Source organism: Halomonas sp. DP5Y7-2, from assembly GCF_019802025.1.
Taxonomy (GTDB): domain Bacteria; phylum Pseudomonadota; class Gammaproteobacteria; order Pseudomonadales; family Halomonadaceae; genus Halomonas; species Halomonas litopenaei_A.
In genome coordinates this window covers 432,117-453,985 of the sequence record NZ_JAHVHY010000004.1, presented here as the reverse complement: position 1 = coordinate 453,985, position 21,869 = coordinate 432,117, and the positions used below count along the sequence as shown (strand labels likewise).

The following is a 21,869-nucleotide window of genomic DNA, read 5'->3' as shown; positions in this document are numbered from 1 at the left end:
AGCCCTTTGCGCGATGCCAGTTGGCACGCCCTGTGCTTGATGTTGTGCATTATCCTGCCAATAAGACGTCGGGCACAGGCGCAACCTCCCGCCTCGCCCGCCCAAGGAGGACGCCATGGCCCCACCACTCACAGCGATGGACGCAGACCGCTTCCAGCAGCATGCCAAAGCCTTGCTGACACCTCTTTATGGAGAACGTAGCGAGGAAGTGCTGCGCCGCCTGCTGCGCCTGATCGAAGCGCAGGGCGCCCGTCTTTCGCACCGTCATGGTGCAAGAAACGAACTGTGGAGTGAAAAGGATCAATGGCTGATTCTGTACGGTGATTCGCTGATCGATGAGCACGAATCACGCTCGGACAGCGGTCAGGAGACGTCGCCCAAACCTCCCCTGGCCGTGCTCGATGACTTTCTTCACAGCCGACTGGCTGGCGTGTTCAGCGGGGTGCACGTGCTGCCCTTCTTTCCCTGGAGCAGCGACGATGGCTTCTCGGTCATTCACTACCGCGAGGTCGACCCGGCCCTGGGCGAGTGGCGAGACATCAGGCGGCTGGCCAGCCGCCACGACCTGATGGTGGATCTGGTCTTGAATCATGTCTCAAGGGAGTCGCTGTGGTTTGCCGACTACCTGGGCGGCAACCTGCCCGGTCGCGACTACTTCATCGAGATGGACCCGGAAACGGATCTCAGCGACGTCGTACGGCCACGCAGTTCTCCACTGCTGGTACCGGTCAGTACCCGTCGGGGGGTACGCCATCTGTGGGCCACCTTCTCGGAGGACCAGATCGACCTGAACTTTGCCAACCCCGACGTGCTGATCGAATTCATCGGCATACTGCTGTTCTATCTTCAGCAGGGCGCGCGGATCGTGCGCCTGGACGCCGTCGCCTTCCTGTGGAAACGGCCCGGCACCCGTTGCATTCACCTTCCCGAAACCCACGCCGTGGTGCGTCTGCTGCGCGCCATCGTCGATCATGTGGCTCCCGGCACCTTGATCATCACCGAGACCAACGTGCCTCACGCCGAGAACATCAGCTACTTTGGCCTGGAGCGTGAGCACACACCACCGGATGAAGCCCATCTGGTCTATCAGTTCCCGCTGCCCCCACTGCTGCTGCATACCCTGACCAGCGGTGAGGCCGGCACCATCGCCCGCTGGCTCAACACGCTGCCCGAGCTTCCAGAGGGCTGCAGCTATCTCAACTTCACAGCCAGCCACGACGGCATCGGGGTACGACCGCTGGAAGGCTGGCTCGAGCAACACGAAATCGATGCTCTGGTTGGCTTGATGCAGCGCTTCGGTGGCTTTGTCAGCATGCGCCGCCAAAGCGACGGCAGTGACAGTCCCTACGAACTGAACATCACCTGGTTCGATGCCATGAGCGGCACCCGCCGAGGCCCCGACCCCTGGCAGGTCGAGCGCTTCTTGTTGAGTCAGCACCTGATGCTGGTCCTGAAGGGCATTCCCGGGGTCTACATTCACTGTCTGACGGCTACCCAGAATGACCATGATGGCGTCGAGCGCAGCGGGCGCCTGCGCTCCATCAACCGCAAGCGCTGGCAGCGCCAGGAACTGGGGATGCTGCTGGACAGCCGGCACACGCCGACCCGTGAGGTATTCGTCGCCCTCACGCGTCGCCTTGAACTGCGCCGCCGAGAGCCTTGCTTCCACCCCGACGCCGCTCAGACGGTGGTGCCAACCGCGCCACAATTGCTGGCCATTCAGCGTGGGCCGATTGCCAGCGGCCGTCGCCTGCTGGCGATCCATAATGTTACCGACCGCCCGCAACCTCTGGTCATGGCGGAACTCGAACGTCCTGGCTGGGAGGACCTGCTGGAGGGCGGCGAATGGCGCCATTGCGATACCCTGGCGCCCTATCGCTCACTATGGCTGGTGCGTCATGATTGAGCATTCAGGAAACACTGCATCACTGCCTGCACCAACGATTCGCTGCGTTGCGCGCCCCTCGATCGCCTCACCTGTAGCGCAAAGGCTCCGGCGCCTGCGCTGCGGGCGCCTGGCGCCGCTCGGCTGATGACTTCAGCGTTTCCTTTATCCGTAACCCCACCAACCGGGCCGGCCACCGAACTGACCTCTCATCCTGTTGTCCCAGCTGGTGTCACAGCACTGGCCGCCCTACCACCGGGATGATCAGGTCACCTCTGCGCGCCCCTCCGACAACGACATGCGAGCCCGAACACCGATGAGTCAGGACACCCCCCGCCGCCCCGATGCCCCATCGCGCCCGCGTTACCCGCGATCCTTCATGACCCTTGCTGCGGTGGCCTTCGGTCTGCTGCCGCTATCCAGCGTCGAAGCCAAGGATTACCCCGCGCCTATCGAGGCCCTCGAGAAAGAAGGCCTGGAAGTGCATGGAGAATTTGATGCCCCTGGAGGCCTGGAGGGCTACGCTGCCAGCCACCGAGGCCAGCCCATGACAATCTTCGTGACTGCCGATGGCGAGCACGCCATTGTCGGCAACCTGATTGACGGTGAGGCCAACAACCTGTCGGAAGAGCCGCTGGAGCGACTGGTGCAAGGACCTCAGGATGAAGCGGTGTGGCAGGACCTGGCTGACAGCGCCTGGATCGCTGATGGCGACCCGGACGCGCCGCGCACGGTATACGTCTTCACCGATCCCAACTGCCCATACTGCACCCGCCTGTGGCAGATGACCCGCCCCTTCGTGGAGAGCGGAGAGGTCCAGCTACGCCACGTCATGGTGGGCATACTGGATCCAGCGAGCCCACGCCAGGCGGTCACCATGCTGGCCGCGGACGACCCCTCTGCCGCCCTGGCCGCTCACGAAGGGGGTGATCCAATTACGCCGATGCGCCAGCTACCCCGCGACCTGGAACAGCGTCTACAGAGCAATCATGAGCTGTTCCGAGGCTTCGGCATGGTGGCCACCCCAGGCATGGTCTATCGCCATGATGGCAAGGTCGAAATGACTCAGGGACTGCCGGGACAGGCCCTGTTCGAGACCATCATGGGAAGCGCCAGCCCCTGAGGGGCTGGCACCACAGCGGATCAACTTTGTCATCACCGGGGCCTTGCCATGGCGAGCCCCCGTGACAGGCACTCTCCCTCCTAGACATCTCCGGCGTTGTCGGCTTCCACCGCCTGATAAAGGCGCTGTGGAAGATCCGGCAGCGCCGCTCTTACCCTGTTCCAACTGGGAATGAAGGGCTTCTCCCGGGGGTTGTCGAGGAAAGCATTTCCCGCCTCGATCAGATTCGCCGCAAACAGCTCTACGGCCTGCTCTTCGGCGTGGCGATCGAGGCTCAGGCCATTCATGGTGGCATCGTGGTCGTAGGACTCGATCAAATCCAGAGCGAGTCGGTAGTAGGTCGCCTTCAGCGTGCGAAAACCCTCGGAGGAGAACCCCACCCCCTGCGTTGCCAGCTTGCGATACAGCGCCTTGGCAATATCCAGACTCATGCGGTTGAGCCCCGCACTGGCATCATCGGCAGAGACCGGCTGATGCTTATGATCGTAGACATCGGCAATGTCGACCTGACACAGACGGTTGGTCGAATGGTCACGGTGCACCTCGGACAGCACCCCGATCTCCAGTCCCCAGTCGGCGGGTATGCGCAGGTTGTCGAGCACCTCCGTGCGCATGGAAAACTCGCCTGACAGCGGGTAGCGATAGCTATCGAGATAGTCCAGATAAGGCAGCGGCCCGTGCATGATCTTCAGCGCCCGCAGCAGCGGCGTGACCAGTAGCCGGGACACCCGTCCGTTCAGCTTGCCTTCGGCGATGCGCGAGTAGTAGCCCTTGCAGAACGCGTAGTTGAAGCGTGGATGCGCCACGGGGTACATCAGTCTGGCCAGCAGCGAGCGGTCGTAGGTCAGAATATCGCAATCGTGCAGTCCCACCGCTGCTGTGCGCCCCGATGCCTGGACATAGCCCGCACAGAACCAGACGTTGCGCCCCTTGCCCGGCTGCTGTGGGGCAAGCCCCTCGGCAGACAGGTCTGCGTCGAGCTCGCGCAGGCGAGGTCCATCATTCCACAGGATGCGGTGGTGCTGAGGCAGGCGGGAGAAGAATTCCCGAGCACGCAGAAACTGATCGCGGTCGGCACGATCCAGGCCGATGACAATCTCGGACAAGTAGTCGGCACTCGACAAGGTCTCGACGATCGCATCCAGTGCCGGTCCTTCCAGTTCAGAATAGAGCGACGGCAGGATCAGCCCCAGCGGCCGCTGTCTGGCGAACTGCTCAAGGTCCGCCTCAAGCTCTTCGGCAGAACGACGGGTCAGGTTGTGAAAATCGGTAATGATGCCGTTCTGATGGAAATCGCTCATGCGTCGTCCTCTTTTCCGCCAAGATGGTGATGCTGATCGTCTGTCTGCACGCCCTGGTCACCCCTGGCCGCTGCCTCGAGGGCCTGAGGGTTCGCTCCCCAGCAATGGGCTACCCCTTCGGCCCAGCCCCGTGGCCCCATCGCTTCACTGCGGTAGAGGTTTGGCTGATCCGGCCGGACATCCAGACCATGCTGGCCGCGAATGACCACCGCGGCGTCGGTTGCCTCCAGCATGGCCACGTCATTGGGGCCGTCGCCCAGGGACAGGGTGGTCGGTCGTTTGCCCTTCAACGCCTCGTAGCGCGCACACAGCCAACGCACCGCCTGGCCCTTGTCGGTGTCCCCCAGCACATGCCAGAAGCGTCCGCCACGGGTCATGCGCAGGCCATCGCCTGCCAGCCCTTCGCGAAAGCGTTGCAACAGCGCATCGTCGTCTTCCCACAGCAGCGGCTCGCTGCCTTCGCGCAGGCGCGCCAGGCGTGCCTCCTGTTCATCCAGGCCGGTGAACGCCACGACGTCCTCCAGTGCCATTTCACTCATGGTCAGAAAGCGCGCCGACAGACGCTCCCGCCAGATCGCCACGCGCCGACGAATCAGTCCGATATCGACACCCAGGGTGCGAATGACCAGGCCATCGGGGCCCACTGGACCCTCGCGCCTGGCATGGCACCAGCTTTCGGGCAGGGCGATGACCGCTCCGTTCTCGGCAATAAAGGGCTGATCAGCAAGTCCCAGCGCCTGGCGCAAGCCAAGCAGCTCACTGCGCGTCTTGCTGGTCACCGGAATCACCCCGACACCGGCCTTGCGCAGCGTCTCGAGCCACGGCTGGGCAGGCGCCCAATCGTAGTCATGGTGGTCAAGTAGAGAGCCATCCAGATCGGTAAACAGAAGGCGGGGTTCAGCGCTGTCGCCCAGGCAGGGCGTGGCAGTGGCGTGCATGGCAGGGCCTTCGCATCAAAAGAGTTCACCTTGACTCATAGCAAGGGGTACGCCACCGCGTTAAGGAAGATAAATAAAACAGTCACATGCAAAAACATGTGCACAACGAAGCATCCACCGAGGTCAGGACAGGTGCACACCCAGGCACCAACATGGTGCAGCAGCACCCGGCAGGCTTGGCCGGCCCCCTGGATGAGCCTGCCGCCAGCATGAAAATGCCCCCACGAGCAGGGCTCATGGGGGCATTCCGTCGTGCAGGCTACGTCATCAGGCTACGGTTCCTGATGGTGCTTACCCTGCCGCTATCAGGCGTAGACCGGAAGACGAGCGCAGACTGCCTCGACCTTGGCTTTTACGTCCGCTTCAACGGCTTCGCTGGACTCACCGCTGGCCATGACGTCGAGAATGTCGCAGATCCAGCCGGCCAGGTCGCCGCACTCGGCCTCGCCAAAGCCGCGAGTGGTCACCGCCGGGGTGCCGATACGCAGGCCAGAGGTCACGAACGGGCTCTGGGGATCGCCAGGCACGGCGTTCTTGTTGACCGTGATATGAGCGCGACCCAGAGCGGCATCCGCATCCTTGCCGGTCAGGCCTTGCTTGATCAGGGAGAGCAGGAACAGGTGATCTTCGGTGCCACCGGACACCACATCGTAGCCGCGCTCGATAAACACCTTGGCCATCACCTGGGCGTTCTTGACCACCTGCTGCTGGTAGGTCTTGAACTCGGGCGCCATGGCTTCCTTGAAGCAGATCGCCTTGGCCGCGATCACGTGCTCGAGCGGCCCACCCTGGCCACCAGGGAAGACGGCGGACTGCAGCTTCTTCTCGATGTCGGCATCGTTCTCGGCGGACAGGATCAGGCCACCGCGGGGTCCGCGCAGCGTCTTGTGGGTGGTCGTGGTGACCACATGGGCGTGGGGCAGCGGCGTCGGGTAGACACCCGCCGCCACCAGACCCGCCACGTGGGCCATGTCGACCAGCAGGTAGGCGCCCACTTCGTCAGCGATCTTGCGGAACTTAGCCCAGTCGATGATCTGGGAGTAGGCAGAGAAGCCTGCAATGATCATCTTCGGCTGGTGCTCGCGGGCCAGACGTGCCACTTCCTCGTAGTCGATACGTCCGGACTCGTCGATGCCATACTGGACGGCATTGTAATGCTTGCCGGAGAAGTTGGGACGTGCGCCGTGGGTCAGGTGGCCCCCAGCGTCCAGGCTCATGCCGAGGACGGTATCACCCGGCTTGACCAGCGCCTGGAAGACCGCGCCGTTGGCCTGGGAGCCAGAGTGCGGCTGAACGTTGGCGTAGCTGGCACCAAACAGCTCCTTGGCGTAGTCGATGGCCAGCTGCTCGACAATGTCGACGTACTCGCAGCCACCGTAGTAGCGCTTGCCGGGATAGCCTTCCGCGTACTTGTTGGTCAGCTGGCTACCCTGAGCCTCCATCACGCGGGGGCTGGCATAGTTCTCGGAGGCGATCAGTTCGATGTGGGCTTCCTGACGAGCCACTTCCTTTTGCATGGCATCGAACAGGGCATCATCGAAACCGGCAATCTGCATATCACGGCTGAACATCGGCGGCATAACCTCGCGGCAGGGGAAAGACGACAGAGAATCGTATAAATCGGGCCGCCATAATAGCGCAGCCCATGACCGCTTTCACATGAAAGACCGTCATGAGCTGTTCCATGATTTCTCATCTTGGGGTTAGTTTTACTGAACCACGCCTGAACAGGCCGGTTATTTGGACGCCGACGACGTGGCCGCCGTCGGCGCAGCGACTCATCCTTCCCTTGCGATGCGCCGCTTTACCGCGATTACTCCACCGTGACCTGCATCGACAGCGCGTCCGGCAGACCCATCGGGTCTTCCTTGGCCAGTTTCTGAATATGCTGGCTGGGCGGAAGCTCGGTGGTGATCTGCATGCTGCTGGCTTCGCCCGCCATCATCTTGACGATACCGCTGAGCACCGCCCCGATCTGGGGCCCCATCATGATGCCGAAGCCTTCCGCCTGGGTCCGGAACTGCTCAAGCAGCGCGTCCTCCGAGACTCCCTGGGTCGCCGCGATCACCGGGGCAATCCGTCCGAAGACGCCGAGATCGCCGATATCGAGCGACACATCGCCGCCCTGCAGATCCAGCTCGGTCCAGTCGTTCAGGCCCGCGAAATAGGTCGCGGGGTCCTGGCCCTTGGGAAGATTGACGGGCAGGTCGCTATCGAAACCGATACGCAGGGCGTCACGGGCCGTCATGGTAAAGCGACTGGCCACCTGGCCATTGGATCCCTGTGCTTCCCAGGTGCCGTCCATGTCGGCATCCAGGGTCAACTGCCCGGTGCCTCCGGTCAGCACATTGGCGACCATGCGCAGCTGGGTGCGCTCATCCGCCGGCGCCAGCTCGATCATCTTCGCCAGGTCCAGGGCCAGTCCTTCCATGCGACCGCTGTAGGCCCCATCCGTCATGTCGCCATCCGCCACCAGGCTGGCCAAGGAGGCCACCACACGATCGGAATCCAGCGAGAAGTCGGACAGCTCAAGCACGTCGACGGTCGGCGAATCGCCTTCCATTCCCTTCAAGCCGGTCAGGCTCAGCGACGGCAGGGCAAAGGTCCCGGTGCCCAGGTCTTCGTCCCCCTGGAACGCCCCCGTCAGACCCGACAGCACCAGACTACCGATGGCATCCTGGCTGAGTTCAGTCGCTTCCAGGCTGTCGATATTGATCTGTCCGGGAAACTCGCCCCAGGGCAGGTCCGCGCCCACCGATCCTTCGCTCTGGTCCATGACCAGGCCTTCCAGACGTAGCCCCGCCAGGGGATTGTCCTGGCCCCAGGGCAGTTCACGCAGGTCCAGAACCGCCTGACCGGGCTCCTCGAAGCTTAACCGGGTGAGGGTCATGCTCGCGCCACGGTCAATCAGTTCCACCTCTTCCAGCACGACTTCGTCGGGCGACTCGTAGTCACCTTCGACCAGATAGCGAGCAACACTGAGCCGCTCTCCATCAGGGCCCGTCAACACCAGATCCTCGGCGCTGGTGGTGCTGCCGAAGAGTTCATCGGACACGTCACCGATCTCCAGCGTGCCCTCGCCTCCCAGCATCGTCTTGAGGTCCGCCTCAAGACGCTCGGCATCGGCCTGCGCCATACCGGACCCCAGCGCCAGCAGTAGCGCAAGTGGCGCCCCATGGCGCGGTTGAATCAGATACTTCATCGAGGTTCACCTCCCCTGTGAATTCGGTTATCAGCCTTTCAGCCATCTCAACAATTGGCTGTCGCAACGTCTGTGTCGTCCGACCGGTCCATCCGTCCGGTCGCCAGCAAGATGGGCCTGAGTGAATCACTGTAGCCTGTCGTCATGACCGCCGACAGCCTTGTTATGACGCCAGCCCTGACGCCACACTGCTATCACACCACTCTTACACCTCTCGACGACACCTCTCGACCGACTCAGGCACCGTCGCTGTGGTACCCGGTAGACCCGAAGGGATAATCATGCCAAGGGCAGCCTGGCGGCAAGCCGCCGACTGACTTCCTGGATCACCTCCAGCCGCGCCCTGCGCTTGTCATTGGCGTCGATCAGCGTCCACTCGGCACCGGGCACATGAGTCTGGCTGAACATCTCGTCGATCGCCTGCTGGTAATCGTCCCACCGCTCGCGGTTACGCCAGTCCTCATCGGTCAACTTGTGGCGCTTGTGGGGCGTGGCGGCGCGAGCCTCGAAGCGGGCCAGTTGCTCATCCTTGTCGATGGCAAGGAACAGCTTGACCACTACCGCCCCATGCTCCAGCAGACGCGCCTCGAACTGGCGTATTTCTTCGTAGCCTCTACGCCAGTCATCTTCCACGGCCAGGCCCTCCACCCGCTCGACCAGCACGCGGCCGTACCAGGAGCGGTCGAACACCGCGACCCTGCCATCCCTGGGGAGTCGCTGCCAGAAGCGCCATTGCCAGGGATGCAGCAACTCTTCCTCGGTCGGTGCCGCGATCTGGTGCACCTGATAGAGCCGGGCATCCAGGGCAGACGTCAGGCGGTGAATGCCACCGCCCTTGCCCGCCGCATCGTGGCCTTCGAACATGACCACCAGCGGGACTCGCTGGCGCGCGGCGCTGCGGGCCAGTTCCGCCAGGCGGGCCTGAGACTCGGACAGGCGTTCAACATAGTCGCGCTTCTTTAGCCGCTCAGGTGCTTCTCGCTGCACCAGCGCCGCCAGGGAGGGAGGCTGAACCGCCTCCAGCGCCGGTGACGACTCCGCTTCCAGGGCGGGAGGAGGCGTTGTCATGACGTTCTCGAGAAGCGTGGCCACCTGGGGCAGCAGCGAGTCGCCAGAACTGGCGTCCAGCTCAATCCAGGGACTGTGGCGGCGGTGGGTGCGCTTGCGCAGGTCCCGCGCCAATTCATCCAGCAGCCCGTGCTGAGCGTGCCGCCGCCACTTGTCTTCGGTGACCTGCCAGCGAGTCGCCGGGTCTGCCGCCAGCATCTCGAGCCGTCGGCGTTGACTCTCGGCGTCGATCTGCAGCCACAGCTTGACCAGCTGCACCCCATCGGCCGCGAGCTCGGCTTCGAACTGGCGCATCTGCTCGATACGGTCACTGTAAGCGCCTTCGCCCAGCGCCCTGGAAGCCCGCGCGAGGACCGCGTCGCCAACCCAGCCGTGCACGAACACTCCCAGCCGTCCGCGCGTCGGCAGGCGATGCCAGAAGCGCCACCAGTAGGGACGACAGCGCTCCTCGTCTCCTGGCGCCAGGGCGTGCACCTCCGTCAGCCGGTTCTCCAGCCAGTGGTTGAGCTGATTGATCAGCTCGCCCTTGCCGGTCGCCGCATGTCCCGCAACCAGTACCAACACCGCCCGATCCGCCTGCTGAGCCAGGGTCAGTTGCGCAGACAGCAGGCCGAAGCGCAGCCGCTCTTCGGCCGACATCTTGTTGCTGGCCTGTCGTTTGTCCGGCTTGGCGCGCTTGCGCTTTACGCTCGCCCCTGAAGCGCTCTGCATACCATCGCCACTGGCTCCCTTCTCGGTCGTTCCCTGCGCAGACTTGCCCATGTTCACTCCTTCGCGGCGGTCGCGACCGCTGCGCTGATGTCGCTTGCCCAGGAACCACTGTGCGCCCTGCCCTGCTCGACAGCTACTCAGCGCTTCCCAACAGCCCAAGGCTTGCCGCAGGCGCTTGGCGCCGCAGGCCTCGAGACAACAGGTGCCCTACCGCCCCCAGGATCAACGCGCCAGACAACGGCACCACCAACCAGATCCATAGATGAAAGCGGGGAGGAAGGTCCAACCACAGCAGGTATAACGCCGCAGTGGCGACCTCGGCCAGCAGTGCGGCCATCAGTCCACTGGCCAAGCCCAGAACGGCAAACTCGGACCACTGCACGCGGTCCAGCAGCCGTCGTCCCGCGCCAAACACGCGCAGTAGTCCACTTTCGTGGGCCCTTACCGGCTGACTGGCAATCAGAGCGGCATAGAGCACGCTAACCCCCGCCAGCAGCACGAACGCCAATACCACCTCGACGGCGCGAGTCACCTGTCCCAGCACGTCGCGCACCTGGCCCAGCAGCGCATCCACATCCAGCAAGGTCACGCCGGGAAAGGACGCCACCAGCTGCCCCAGGTCAGCCTTGCGATCCGCCTCCAGATAGAAGGCGGTGATGAAGCTGTGTCCGAAACGCTCCAGCACTCCCGGCGGGAAGATCACATAGAAGTTGGGCTTGAAGCTGTCCCAATCGAGATCACGAAGGCTGGTGATTTCTCCGACCAGGGTGTCGGCCCCGATACTGAAACTGAGTCGATCCCCAAGCGTTAGTCCCAGGCGCTCTGCCAGCTCACGTTCCACAGAAATGGGGGCTGTCACTGTCTCGGGAGACGACGCGGCTGGCTCAGCGTCCACCTGCGACAGCCAGTCATCTGCGTTGGCTGACGCGGCGAACCACTCACCAGCCACCAGCCGATTGCCGCTTGGCAGTGACGCTCGCCAGGTCAGGTTAAGCTCCCGGCGCAGCGCATTCTCTCCCTGAGCTTCGGCGGGGACGGCCTGCCGCGGGGGCTCGCCATTGATTGCCGTGATTCTTCCTCTGACCATGGGATAGAGGTCACTGGTGGTCTGGGCAATATCACCAAGCTGTCGTTCGAAGGCATCTCGCTCGGTCGGCTGGATATTGATCGCAAAGTGGTTGGGCGTGTCGTCGGGCAGTTGGGCCTGCCAGGTGGTCAGCAGATCCCCTCGCACCAGAGCAATCATGGTCATGGCAAAGAAGGTGACCGCGAAGGCGAGCATCTGTCCAAGACTCGCGGTGCGGCGACGGGCCAGCTGGCGGGCGCCGAGACGCAGGGCATTGGCGACGCTGTCAGGTCGGCCATGTTGCCACCGGGAGACGAGCTTCAGCACTCCGTCAAGTATCAGCCCGGCCAGCCCCCACAGCAGCGCCAGTGCCAGCATCCCGCCCACCAGTAGTCCTGCCGCCAGTCCCAGACTGCCAGAATACAGCCACAGCAATCCGCCAAAGGCCAGCGCTGCCGCCCCCAGCAGGGTCCAGCCGGAGGCCGGCAAGGGGTCAAGCTCACGCCGCAGGACCTTGAGTGCGCTGACACGCTTCAATCGCAGCAGCGTCGGCCCGGCGAAGCCCGCCAGCACCGCGACGGCGGTCAAGATGCCAAGCCATAGCGGCAAGATGCCAGGAGGCGGCAGCTCCAGCGGCAGAAAGCGTTGCATCAAGGCGAGCAGCGCCGCCTGGCCTGCCAACCCTAATGCTGCTCCCAACGTACTGGCGACAACAGCCAAGCCCGCCAGCTGCAGCGCAAAGACACGGGTCAGGTCCTGCTGCGACGCGCCGAAGCAGCGCAGCAACGCAGCGGTATCCAGATGTCGGTCCACATAGCGACGGGTGGCCATGGCAACCGCCACGCCAGCCAGCAGGACAGCAGCAAGGCCGGCCAGGCTGAGGTAGGTCTCCGCCCGCTCCAGGGCCGAGCCAAGACGCGGTCGATCCACCCGCACATCGCGCACCTCGACACCTTCGGCGCGAAGCTGCGCCAGCCAACCGGACAGGGAGGCCACTGCATCAGGCGAGCCGGCCGCCAGAATTTCGTACTCGATACGTGAGCCTGGCTGAATCAGGCCGGTGGACTCGACGTCATCGACGTGCATCATCACCCGGGGATTGAAACTGCCGAACCCGGCGGACTGATCGGCCTCGCGTTCGATCCAGCCAGATACGCGAAAGCTCCCCTGCCCCAGGTCCAGCTGGTCGCCAAGTTCGATATCGAGCAGGGTTTCGAGCCTGGGGGCCAGCCACACCTCACCCGGAGCCGGGCCCGTGGTCAGTTCCTCGGTACCCTGCCCCTGGTCGACCCGTGACGCCCCGTAGAGGGGGTAATCCTGATCAACGGCCTTGATACTGACGGGCTGAAAGGCACCGTCACGACTGGCCATGGAGACCAGGTCGACCTGGTCGCTCAGCGTCATTCCTGCCGTTTCGAGGCGCTGACGCACCTCAGCGGTAAAGGGATCGGACTGCTCCAGCACCACGTCCCCGCCCATCATCTGGCTGGCCTGGCGGGTCAGGCCTCGCTCGAGACGATCGAGAAAGAAGCCCATCATGGTGGAGGCAGCCACCGCCAGGGTGAGTGCCACCAGTAGCGCGCGCACGTCCCCGGCCCGCAGATCACGCCGCAGCGAGCGCAGTGCCATCAGGCACTGCCGCATGAACACCCGGGCATGACGGCTTCCCATCCCCTCGGCGGCTGACGCCGATGCTGTGCTGCTTGGCTGGTGGGAGCCTGCACTCATGACGACACCTCCGCGGCGGGACCCAGCTGCGACAGGGGCATGTCGACCAGCTTGCCGGAGGCCAGCTGCAGGCAGCGATCGCAGCGCCGTGCCAGGGCATGGTCATGGGTGACCAGCACCAGCGTGGTTCGCTCGGAACGGTTGAGCTCAAACAGGGTCTGAATGATGCGCTCCCCGGTCTCGGGGTCCAGATTTCCCGTGGGCTCGTCCGCAAAGACCAGCTCGGGCCCAGTCACAAAGGCGCGCGCCAGGGCGACACGCTGCTGCTCGCCACCGGACAGCTGCTTGGGCAGGTGAGCAAGCCGCTCACCCAGGCCAACCCGCTCGAGCCACTGGCGGGCACGCTGCTCGGGGCGATCCAGCGGGGTTAGCTCGGTAGGCAGCAACACGTTTTCCAGCGCGGTCAGGGTCGGCAACAGCTGAAAGTTCTGGAACACGAAACCGACCCGGCCGTTGCGCAGCGCCGCTCGGCCGTCTTCATCGAGCGCGGTCAGTGACGTACCGAACATGTCGAGCTCGCCAGCACTGGGCGTATCGAGACCGGCGAGCAGCGCCAGCAGCGTCGACTTGCCGGCACCGCTTTGCCCGAGAATGGCCAGGCTTTCCCCGGGCTGTACCTCAAGCTCCAGGTCGCGCAGGATAGTCAGTTCGCGACTGCCGCTAGCGACATGCTTGGACAGGCCACGCGCCAGAAGGACCGGAGCAGCAGCAGAGTTGACGGATTCACACGTGGGAGACAGCGACATGGTGATAGCAATTCCTCGGACGATGGCAAGAATAGGAGCGTCGTTCGCCGGCTCTTGCGTGAGGGCCACCAGGCGCAGGTGGCTGCCGGTCTTGTCGGGACTTGTGCTGGCGCTGCCCCTGTCGGGGGCACTATGGGCCCAGTCTGACACAGCACCACCGACTCTGCTGGTGGTCGGCGACAGCCTTAGCGCCGCCTACGGCATAGAGCGCGAACAAGGCTGGGTGGCCTTGCTGGCACAACGCCTCGATCAGCGCGCCGATGTCGTCAATGCCAGTATCAGCGGCGAGACCACCAGCGGTGGCGCCACGCGTCTGCCCGAACTTCTGCGACAGCATGACCCGGATTTGGTTCTGCTGGAGCTCGGCGGCAACGACGGCCTGCGAGGCCTGCCCCCGGCCCAGATGTCCGCCAATCTCGAGAGCATGATTGAACGTAGCCAACAGTCTGGGGCCGAGGTCCTGCTGCTGGGTATCGACATTCCCCCCAACTACGGTGATGCCTATCGTGAGGCCTTTACCGGTGTGTTCAGAGAGCTGTCGCAGCGTCATCAGGTGCCTCTGGTCCCATTCCTGCTCGAGGGGGTAGCGCTGACACCGGAACTGATGCAGGACGACGGCATTCACCCCACCGCAGAGGCGCAGCCCATCATGCTCGACAACGTCTGGCCGGCCCTGTCACCGTTGCTGGATGGCGCCGCCACGACCAGCGAAGCGGGCGACCCGGCGTCAGCGGAGACCTCATAGGCCAGTCCGGCATCACCGCCAGCGCAGGCGAATCGCTGCCTTGCCTCATTCGCTGTCTTGCCTCACTCATTGGCAGTGGCGACCGCTGGCGCCTTCTGCCACTGCTGCAGGCCGAGCCCTCCCAGAATCAGCACCAGCCCCAACAGGGTCGACGCCTGGATAGGCTCTCCGACCACCAGGTACAGCAGCATCAGCGATACCGGCGGCGATAGAAAGATCAAGTTGGACACCTTGGCCGTGCGCGAGACCCGCTGTATGGCCGCCTGCCACAGGACGAAGGCAATCCCCATCTCGAACAGGCCCACGTAGATGCCGGCGGCGAAGGACACCGTGCCATGCCATTGCATCCCTGGCCCCAGCACCAGCAGCACGGTCAGCACCGGCACCCCAACACTGAAGTTCTGCCATTGCGCCACCAGCGGAGGACGCTGATCGCGAGCATTGAGCAGCCAGTAAAGGGCCCAGATCAGGGTTGAGGCCAGCGCCAGCGCGACCCCCAGGGGGTCGGCAAAATCCACATTGAAGACCTGGCCGCGGGTGGCAATCACCCACACGCCGGCGTAGGCCACGAGTCCGGCTACCATGTCCATGCGGGTCAGGCGCTGCTTGAGGATCGGCACCGCCAGCAGCGCCATGGCCAGCGCCCAGGTGTAGTTGAGCGCCATGGCTTCCTGGCCGGGCAGTCGGTCATAGGCGGCGAACAGCACCAGGTAATAGGCCACCGGGTTCATCAGTCCTGCCCAAAACGCCGTCTTCCAGCCCCTCTTCAGCGCGTGGCGAAGCTGACCGCGATAGATCACCAGCCCCCCCATCAGCGCCCAGGACACCAGCGCCGCCAGCCACATCAATTCCAGCGGGCTCATGTGCGTCAGGGCCAGCTTGAAGGCAGTGGCCACGGTGGACCACAGCGCTACGGCGCCCAGCCCAAAGGCCATCGCCTGTCGATCAGAAGTCATTGCAGTTCCTTGCATCATGGCGCAGCAGTGGCAGCGACAGCGGGGCTACGCAAGATCACACGCAAGATCACACGCGAGACCACACGCGAGACCACGCTGATCGCACAGCATTCACAGCAGCAGGCCGGTTTCCCATGGCCTTCGGTGATTAGGCGGGGGCGCACCCGCGCCCCCCCTGCTAGCGGTCGATATGTCCCAGGTCGCGCCCTGGGGCGATGGCATCCCGAACACGCTGTTTCAGCGACTTGATATCCGGGAAGCCGCCATCTTGCTTGCGCTCCCAGATTACCTCGTCATCAACATGGATCTCGAACTGCCCCCCATGAGACGGCACCAGGGTGACTTCTGCCAACTCCTCGCCAAAGGTGGACAACAACTCCTGAGCGTACCAGCCGCTACGCAAAAGCCACTGACATTGCGTACAGTAGATAATTCGGATTCGTGCCAAGTTCAGTCTCCCTGTTCAAGCACGTGGATACCTTTAGCATCTTATCAGCCAGGAACCCTCACATGGCCATAGGCGAGACCCAGACCCGACTCTACGAATGGCTGACCGGCGACGAGGACAGCCGGCTGTGCAAGGACATCCCCGACAGCGCCTGCAACGAACAGCCCCGCAACTTCTTCCTGCACCTGTTCGCCGCTCTCGGCAACAAGCTGGCCGACGAGCTGTCCAGCGCACGTCTGGTACTGCCCTGGCTGCTGGGCGCGATTGGCGCGCCGACCTGGATGGTCGGCCTGCTGGTGCCCATCCGCGAAGCGGGCGCCCTGCTGCCCCAACTGTTTGTGGCTGGCTTCATTCGCCTCAAGCCCCAGCGCAAATGGGTGTGGGTGGTCGGGGGCTTGCTGCAGGCGATCGCCGCCGCCGTCCTCGCGGGACTGGCACTGTGGGGGTCCGGCAGCCTGGGCGGCAGTCTGGTGCTGCTGACCCTGATCGTGCTGTCGCTGGCCAGGGGGCTCTCCTCCATCGCTACCAAGGATGTGCTGGGCAAGACCATTTCCAAGCAGCGGCGCGGCACGTTGATGGGCTGGAGCGGCAGCGTAGCGGGCGCAGTGACACTGGCAGCGGGTGCGGTGCTGGTCCTGTTCGATGACCGGCCAGGTCAGCTGGCCCTGGCCATTCTGCTCAGCGTCGCTGCACTTGGCTGGACGCTCAACGCCTTGTGCGCGGCGGCCATCGAGGAAGCCGAGGGGGCCACCGACGGCGGCGACAGCGTCTGGCACTCGATCAAGACCGGGTTAGCGCTGATGCGTGACGACGTCGCCTTCCGGCACTTCAACCTGACTCGGGCATTGCTGCTGTCCAGCGCCCTGGCACTGCCCTATGTCGCGCTCATGGCCCAGAACAATGGCAGCGCCGAGCTGGGTGGCCTGGGCCTGCTGATCCTGGTATCCGGTGTCGCCGGCATGGTCGCGAGCCCCATCTGGGGCAAGCGATCCGACGCTTCCAGCAGAACCGTCATGCGCGATGGCGCCATCGGCACCACACTCTGCTGTCTGCTGGGCGCGGGGCTGGCCTGGGCGCCGGCGGCCGTTGCCGCCAGTACCTGGCCCTATGCCCTGGTCTACGGACTGCTGGTCATCGTCCACTCCGGTATTCGGCTCGGCCGCAAGACCTACGTGGTAGACATGGCTGGCGCCGATGACCGGGCACTGTACGTGGCACTCTCCAACACCATCACCGGTGTTCTGATGCTGGCCGTCGGTGCGTTCATCGGCGGCCTGGCCCAGTGGCTCGGCACGGGGCCATTGATGCTGGTACTGGCAGCCACGGCAGGCCTTGCGGCGTTAAGCGCACGCAGGCTCCCTGAAGTCGAGGAGTGACGAGGGGTTGCTTTGCTCTGGGTGACCCACAAGATGTCTTCGACAGACATTGATTTAAATGACATGCATCCCCATGCTAGGGACCCAACTATGCTGAAAGTGACACCACTTCCCTCGGCCTTCCGGGTGAAGCCCCCGTGCAGCCTTTAACAGGACGTCCCATGAAACGACCCAGCATGATCGACCCGGAACTGCTTGAACGCATCATCAATGCCTCTGAGGACGGGATCGTGGTGGCCGAAAAGGAAGGCGACGAACACATCCTGATCTACGTCAATCAGGGCTTTGAGCGTCTTACCGGCTACAGCGCAGACGAGATTCTCTACCGCGACTGCCGCTTCCTGCAGAATGACGATACCGACCAGCCTGGCCTCGATGCGGTCCGCGAGGCGCTGCGCGAGCTGCGCCCCTGCCGGGAAGTCCTGCGCAACTACAAGAAGGATGGCACCCTCTTCTATAACGAACTCTCATTGACCCCCGTCTTCGATGAAAGCGACGAACTGGTCTACTTCATCGGGGTCCAGAAGGACGTCTCGGAGCGCGTTGCAGATCACGAGGAGCTGGGACGCCTACGTTCAGCCGCCAGCGGCGCCTGACAGCCCATTGCTCTTCCCCTCTTGCACTTTTCTCGATTCGCGCTTATATAGCCAACAGAATCCAAGGATTCTGTTGGCGCTTTCCGGGTACCGGAAGCATGGAGTGATATTACGCGCCCCGGCGCTCTGGCCATGGGAGACTCCACATGAGCCGCGATTCCCTTCTCGATGATGCCTATCTCGACCTGTCCGATCAGGACGCGGTCAACGACGAAGACTACTCACGCAGTCGATCCTCAAGCCGCAGTGATACCCTGCGCGCCAGGCGACGAGTCGAAGCCCTGCTGGAAGAACGCCGATTGCGCCAGGCCATCGACGATGACTGGGACTACGACGAGGAAGAATAGGGCAAGTCTCTGACGCGCAAGTTGCCAAACGAGCCACCGAGGCCATAGGGATGCCGATCGGGCTTGCGCGTACTGCTCTTGCGTCTCTCTCGGTGGGGCTTGCATAAGCCCTTCCGCTGTCGGCAGGCGGTGAATCTTGGTTGGTGGCTGGCGTTCGCTGTGCTCCGGCTCTATCATCTGTGGCCAGCATTTTTTCCGCGAACCCAACTGAGGAAGCCGGACAACATGAGCGCTGACGACGTCCAGGTACGCCGACAGCCCTGCATGGCACCGCTTCCCAACTTTAGCGAGTTCCCATGGCGCAATACGTCTACACCATGAACCGGGTGGGCAAGGTCGTGCCCCCCAAGAAGCAGATCCTCAAGGACATCTCTCTGTCCTTCTTCCCGGGGGCAAAGATCGGCGTGCTCGGCCTGAACGGTGCCGGTAAATCCACCCTGCTGCGCATCATGGCCGGCGTGGATACCGAGATCGAAGGCGAGGCTCGTCCGATGCCCGGCCTCAACGTTGGCTATCTGCCGCAGGAACCCGAGCTCGACGACAGCAAGAACGTGCGCGAGACCGTCGAAGAGGCACTGGGCGAGATCAAGGACGCCCAGACTAAACTGGACGCCGTCTACGCTGCCTATGCTGAACCGGATGCCGACTTCGACGCTCTGGCCGCCGAACAGGCCAAGCTGGAAAACCTGATCGAAGCCGCCGACGCCCACAACCTCGAGCGCAAGCTGGAAGTGGCCGCCGACGCTCTCAGGCTTCCGCCCTGGGAGGCCAACGTCGGGCACCTGTCTGGAGGTGAACGCCGCCGCGTAGCGCTGTGTCGCCTGCTGCTGTCAAGCCCAGACATGCTGCTGCTGGATGAGCCGACCAACCACCTGGATGCCGAGTCCGTGGCCTGGCTGGAGCGCTTTCTCCACGACTATTCCGGCACCGTGGTGGCCATCACCCACGACCGTTACTTCCTCGACAACGTGGCCGGCTGGATCCTGGAGCTGGATCGTGGCCAGGGCATCCCCTTCGAAGGCAACTACTCCCAGTGGCTGGAAGCCAAGGAAAAGCGCCTCGAACAGGAAGCCAAGGCCGAGGCCTCTCGCCAGAAGGCGATCAAGCACGAGCTCGAGTGGGTGCGCTCCAATGCCAAAGGCCGCCAGGCCAAGAGCAAGGCGCGTCTTAACCGTTTCGAGGAAATGCAGTCCGGCGATTTCCAGAAGCGCAACGAGACCAACGAGATCTATATTCCGCCTGGCCCGCGCCTCGGCGACAAGGTCATCGAATTCCACAATGTGACCAAGCGCTTCGACGACAAGCTGCTCTACGAAGACCTGAGTTTCACCATCCCCCAGGGTGCCATCGTCGGTATCGTCGGCGGCAACGGTGCCGGCAAGTCCACCCTGTTCAAGCTGATTCAGGGCAGCGAGTCACCGGACGCTGGCGAAGTGGTCAAGGGTGACACCGTCGATATCGCCTACGTCGAGCAGATGCGTGATGCCCTCGACGACAAGCAGACCGTGTGGGAGGCGGTGTCCGACGGACAGGACATCCTCAACATCAACGGTTACGAGGTGTCTTCTCGCGCCTACGTCGGTCGCTTCAACTTCAAGGGCAACGATCAGCAGAAGTTCCTGCGTGACCTGTCCGGCGGTGAGCGTGGCCGTCTGCAGCTGGCGCAGACACTCAAGCAGGGCGCCAACGTGCTGCTGCTTGACGAACCGTCCAACGACCTGGATATCGAGACCCTACGCGCCCTGGAAGAAGCCCTGCTGGCCTTCCCTGGCTGCGCCATGGTGATCTCGCACGATCGCTGGTTCCTGGACCGCATCGCGACGCATATCCTGGCCTTCGAGGGCGACTCGCACGTCGAATTCTTTGATGGCAACTACACCGAGTACGAGGCGGACCACAAGAAGCGTGTCGGCGACGACACCCCGCACCGCATGAAGTACAAGCGCATCGACGCTTGATCTGACAGGTTGTTGACCTGACGCCTCGACGCCACCGGTAGCTCCGGTGGCGTCGCTGTTTGTGACCGGCTCACTGCCTCTGCAACACCCCCTGCCTTGAGCGCTCACTCCCCCTGAAACAGATAGCGCTTGCCAGCTCCCCCCTTCCGGCGCCATAAACGTCAGGGTAAATGCATCATTGCCTCGTCCTGACGCCGAGGTGATACCAAGGATCCGCCGGGACGCTTCCATGTCATCTGTCAGTCTGAATCCGGTGCGCCTGTTGCGTGCCTTCTACACCAGTATCGCCTATCTGCCGACACTATCTGCCTTGATCTATGGCGCACTCGGCCTGCTGGCATTGATGCCGCCCATCAGCGATACCTCCTTGCCCGACGTCATTCAGCGCTTGAGCCTGACCGCGCCAGGAAGTGCTCAGTCGCTGCTGGCTGCGCTGCTGGGGGGCATGATCTCGCTGATGGTGTTCAGTTTTTCGATGGTCATGTCCGTGCTCTCCCAGGCCGGCGGAAATTTCTCCCACAAGCTGGTCTTCGGCCTGGTGACCGAGCGCGCCAATCAGTGGGTGCTTGGCCACTATCTCGGCACCATCCTGTTCATCCTGATTCTGCTGATCGTCCCGGAGGTCGATGAAGGCGAGGCCGCCTGGCGCTCACTGGCTCTGTACCTGGCCTGCGCCATGGTCCTGCATTGCCTGGCACTGTTCGTCTACTTCATCCATAACGCCTCGCAGTCGATCCAGGTCGACGCGGTGATCTCCGGCCTGCATGCCGCCACCCAGCGCAGCATGGAGCGCAAGCGTCAGACCGAAGCCTCAGACCCCTGGCGGTATCTGCCCGCCAGCGCCCCCGCTCAGGGGGCGTGGCATCCCCTCAGGGCCCAGATGACCGGCTACGTGCAGAACGCCAATCTCGAGCGCCTGGCAGCGCTGGCGGAGAGCATCGGTGGCACCCTGCACCTCGATTTTCGCTTTGGCGACTACGTGGTGGAAGGCACGCCGATCATGATTCTGGAATGCGACGATGCGCCCAACGAGGAGTGGTGCAGCGAGGTGCTTGCCACGCTGACCTACCTCGACGGCGAATCCATTGATGAGCACTTCGTGCACGGCATGACCCAGATGATGGAGGTCGCCATCAAGGCGCTGTCACCGGGTATCAATGACCCTGGGACCGCCAGGCTCTGCCTGCATAGGATGACGGATCTGCTATGCCGCTACATGTCCTGGCAACCTGCCAACACCTTGGTCGATGCCCAGGGCAGGCGCAGGGTCTGCTGGCCGGTGGAACGCTTCGATAGCCTGCTGCATCGCCTCTTCGTGCCCCTGCTGCACTACGGAGCAAACGACCAGAGCATTCTCCTGGGGCTGCTCAAGTCATTGAAGTCGCTATCGCTGTTTGCAGAACCTCATCATCTCGAGACCCTGCAACTGATGACACAAAGAGTTGGCCAGGCGCTGGCTCATGACAGCGCCCACCGCATGGACCTGACGTTCGTTCTCGAGCGGCTGGATCAAGGGGCCCACCGCCTCGACATGGCCCCGGTTCGGGACCAGTTGACGGTGCGACTGCATGAGATTGCGTGAGGCGTGGGCTGCCGGCCAGGGGCACTGTCCTGGCTAGCCTGCCTAGGGCTTCTACGAAAAGTGCCTGCGCTTGGTGATCCGGCGTTAAAAATC

At 63.4% G+C, this 21,869-nt stretch carries 18 protein-coding genes; 8 read left to right on the top strand and 10 right to left on the bottom strand.

What is annotated here, in order from left to right; genetic code table 11:
* The first annotated feature begins 115 nt into the window (after positions 1-115).
* Positions 116-1,906, top strand: a complete 1,791-nt coding sequence (locus tag KUW18_RS08785) for a sugar phosphorylase (protein WP_261389639.1) — start codon at positions 116-118, stop codon at positions 1,904-1,906.
* Between the two features lie 196 nt (positions 1,907-2,102).
* Positions 2,103-3,008 carry a thiol:disulfide interchange protein DsbG gene (dsbG, locus tag KUW18_RS08780; RefSeq protein WP_261315897.1) on the top strand — a complete coding sequence of 302 codons (906 nt, stop codon included), beginning with the start codon at positions 2,103-2,105 and terminating at the stop codon, positions 3,006-3,008.
* 80 nt (positions 3,009-3,088) lie between these two features.
* Here dsbG and KUW18_RS08775 read toward each other — a convergent pair whose 3' ends face one another.
* From KUW18_RS08775 to KUW18_RS08745, 8 genes are all read right to left on the bottom strand, one after another.
* Positions 3,089-4,309: a glycosyl transferase gene (locus KUW18_RS08775; protein WP_222162790.1), complete on the bottom strand. Its 1,221-nt coding sequence runs from the start codon at positions 4,307-4,309 to the stop codon at positions 3,089-3,091.
* A complete protein-coding gene (locus tag KUW18_RS08770) occupies positions 4,306-5,247 on the bottom strand; it encodes an HAD-IIB family hydrolase (protein WP_222162789.1) in 942 nt (313 codons plus the stop codon). The genes KUW18_RS08775 and KUW18_RS08770 overlap by 4 nt, the downstream gene beginning before the upstream one ends.
* Positions 5,248-5,552: 305 nt before the next feature.
* The gene (gene glyA / locus KUW18_RS08765) at positions 5,553-6,818 is read right to left on the bottom strand and encodes a serine hydroxymethyltransferase (protein WP_222561191.1); all 1,266 of its coding nucleotides are present in this window, start codon (positions 6,816-6,818) and stop codon (positions 5,553-5,555) included.
* Complete coding sequence (locus tag KUW18_RS19750) at positions 6,805-6,933, bottom strand: hypothetical protein (protein ID WP_261315895.1); 129 nt, start codon at positions 6,931-6,933, stop codon at positions 6,805-6,807. The genes glyA and KUW18_RS19750 overlap by 14 nt, the downstream gene beginning before the upstream one ends.
* 127 nt (positions 6,934-7,060) lie before the next feature.
* Positions 7,061-8,449, bottom strand: a complete 1,389-nt coding sequence (locus KUW18_RS08760; protein WP_222561190.1) for a hypothetical protein — start codon at positions 8,447-8,449, stop codon at positions 7,061-7,063.
* A gap of 279 nt (positions 8,450-8,728) precedes the next feature.
* Positions 8,729-10,279, bottom strand: a complete 1,551-nt coding sequence (locus tag KUW18_RS08755) for a polyphosphate kinase (RefSeq protein WP_222561189.1) — start codon at positions 10,277-10,279, stop codon at positions 8,729-8,731.
* Between the two features lie 82 nt (positions 10,280-10,361).
* Positions 10,362-12,938, bottom strand: coding sequence for an ABC transporter permease (locus tag KUW18_RS08750; protein ID WP_222561293.1), 2,577 nt, complete (start codon positions 12,936-12,938; stop codon positions 10,362-10,364).
* An 80-nt stretch (positions 12,939-13,018) separates the two neighbouring features.
* Positions 13,019-13,768 carry an ABC transporter ATP-binding protein gene (locus tag KUW18_RS08745; RefSeq protein WP_222237564.1) on the bottom strand — a complete coding sequence of 250 codons (750 nt, stop codon included), beginning with the start codon at positions 13,766-13,768 and terminating at the stop codon, positions 13,019-13,021.
* A gap of 91 nt (positions 13,769-13,859) precedes the next feature.
* On the opposite strand from KUW18_RS08745, the gene KUW18_RS08740 reads away from it, so the two are divergent.
* On the top strand, positions 13,860-14,513 hold the full coding sequence (locus KUW18_RS08740; RefSeq protein WP_308126702.1) for an arylesterase: 654 nt from the start codon (positions 13,860-13,862) through the stop codon (positions 14,511-14,513).
* A 62-nt stretch (positions 14,514-14,575) separates the two neighbouring features.
* Here the strand turns inward: KUW18_RS08740 and KUW18_RS08735 are convergent, their stop codons facing one another.
* Together KUW18_RS08735 and KUW18_RS08730 are read right to left on the bottom strand one after the other, a co-directional pair.
* A complete protein-coding gene (locus KUW18_RS08735) occupies positions 14,576-15,469 on the bottom strand; it encodes a DMT family transporter (protein ID WP_222561188.1) in 894 nt (297 codons plus the stop codon).
* A 178-nt stretch (positions 15,470-15,647) separates the two neighbouring features.
* Positions 15,648-15,917, bottom strand: a complete 270-nt coding sequence (locus KUW18_RS08730) for a SelT/SelW/SelH family protein (protein ID WP_206941189.1) — start codon at positions 15,915-15,917, stop codon at positions 15,648-15,650.
* 62 nt (positions 15,918-15,979) lie between these two features.
* Between KUW18_RS08730 and KUW18_RS08725 the strand changes: the two genes are divergently transcribed.
* The 5 genes from KUW18_RS08725 to KUW18_RS08705 all read left to right on the top strand — a co-directional run bounded on the left by KUW18_RS08725 (position 15,980) and on the right by KUW18_RS08705 (position 21,776).
* Positions 15,980-17,293, top strand: coding sequence for an MFS transporter (locus KUW18_RS08725; protein ID WP_222561187.1), 1,314 nt, complete (start codon positions 15,980-15,982; stop codon positions 17,291-17,293).
* A gap of 161 nt (positions 17,294-17,454) precedes the next feature.
* Positions 17,455-17,889 (top strand): PAS domain-containing protein, encoded by a 435-nt coding sequence (locus tag KUW18_RS08720; protein ID WP_206941193.1) that lies wholly within the window; start codon positions 17,455-17,457, stop codon positions 17,887-17,889.
* 146 nt (positions 17,890-18,035) lie between these two features.
* Complete coding sequence (locus KUW18_RS08715) at positions 18,036-18,236, top strand: PA3496 family putative envelope integrity protein (RefSeq protein ID WP_206941195.1); 201 nt, start codon at positions 18,036-18,038, stop codon at positions 18,234-18,236.
* A 296-nt stretch (positions 18,237-18,532) separates the two neighbouring features.
* Entirely contained in the window at positions 18,533-20,194 is a 1,662-nt protein-coding gene (gene ettA / locus KUW18_RS08710; protein WP_206941197.1) for an energy-dependent translational throttle protein EttA, read from the top strand.
* 229 nt (positions 20,195-20,423) lie between these two features.
* On the top strand, positions 20,424-21,776 hold the full coding sequence (locus KUW18_RS08705; protein WP_222561186.1) for a DUF2254 domain-containing protein: 1,353 nt from the start codon (positions 20,424-20,426) through the stop codon (positions 21,774-21,776).
* The last annotated feature ends 93 nt before the right edge of the window (positions 21,777-21,869 follow it).

Bases quoted from the DNA above. Each gene is read 5' to 3' on its own strand.
- KUW18_RS08725 (WP_222561187.1), top strand. From the start codon at position 15,980: ATGGCCATAGGCGAGACCCAGACCCGACTCTACGAATGGCTGACCGGC.
- glyA (WP_222561191.1), bottom strand. From the start codon at position 6,818: ATGTTCAGCCGTGATATGCAGATTGCCGGTTTCGATGATGCCCTGTTC.
- KUW18_RS08745 (WP_222237564.1), bottom strand. From the start codon at position 13,768: ATGTCGCTGTCTCCCACGTGTGAATCCGTCAACTCTGCTGCTGCTCCG.
- KUW18_RS08720 (WP_206941193.1), top strand. From the start codon at position 17,455: ATGAAACGACCCAGCATGATCGACCCGGAACTGCTTGAACGCATCATC.
- KUW18_RS08715 (WP_206941195.1), top strand. From the start codon at position 18,036: ATGAGCCGCGATTCCCTTCTCGATGATGCCTATCTCGACCTGTCCGAT.
- KUW18_RS08755 (WP_222561189.1), bottom strand. From the start codon at position 10,279: ATGGGCAAGTCTGCGCAGGGAACGACCGAGAAGGGAGCCAGTGGCGAT.
- ettA (WP_206941197.1), top strand. From the start codon at position 18,533: ATGGCGCAATACGTCTACACCATGAACCGGGTGGGCAAGGTCGTGCCC.
- KUW18_RS08760 (WP_222561190.1), bottom strand. From the start codon at position 8,449: ATGAAGTATCTGATTCAACCGCGCCATGGGGCGCCACTTGCGCTACTG.
- KUW18_RS08735 (WP_222561188.1), bottom strand. From the start codon at position 15,469: ATGACTTCTGATCGACAGGCGATGGCCTTTGGGCTGGGCGCCGTAGCG.
- KUW18_RS08785 (WP_261389639.1), top strand. From the start codon at position 116: ATGGCCCCACCACTCACAGCGATGGACGCAGACCGCTTCCAGCAGCAT.
- KUW18_RS19750 (WP_261315895.1), bottom strand. From the start codon at position 6,933: ATGGAACAGCTCATGACGGTCTTTCATGTGAAAGCGGTCATGGGCTGC.
- KUW18_RS08775 (WP_222162790.1), bottom strand. From the start codon at position 4,309: ATGAGCGATTTCCATCAGAACGGCATCATTACCGATTTTCACAACCTG.
- KUW18_RS08770 (WP_222162789.1), bottom strand. From the start codon at position 5,247: ATGCACGCCACTGCCACGCCCTGCCTGGGCGACAGCGCTGAACCCCGC.
- KUW18_RS08705 (WP_222561186.1), top strand. From the start codon at position 20,424: ATGTCATCTGTCAGTCTGAATCCGGTGCGCCTGTTGCGTGCCTTCTAC.
- KUW18_RS08750 (WP_222561293.1), bottom strand. From the start codon at position 12,938: ATGCGGCAGTGCCTGATGGCACTGCGCTCGCTGCGGCGTGATCTGCGG.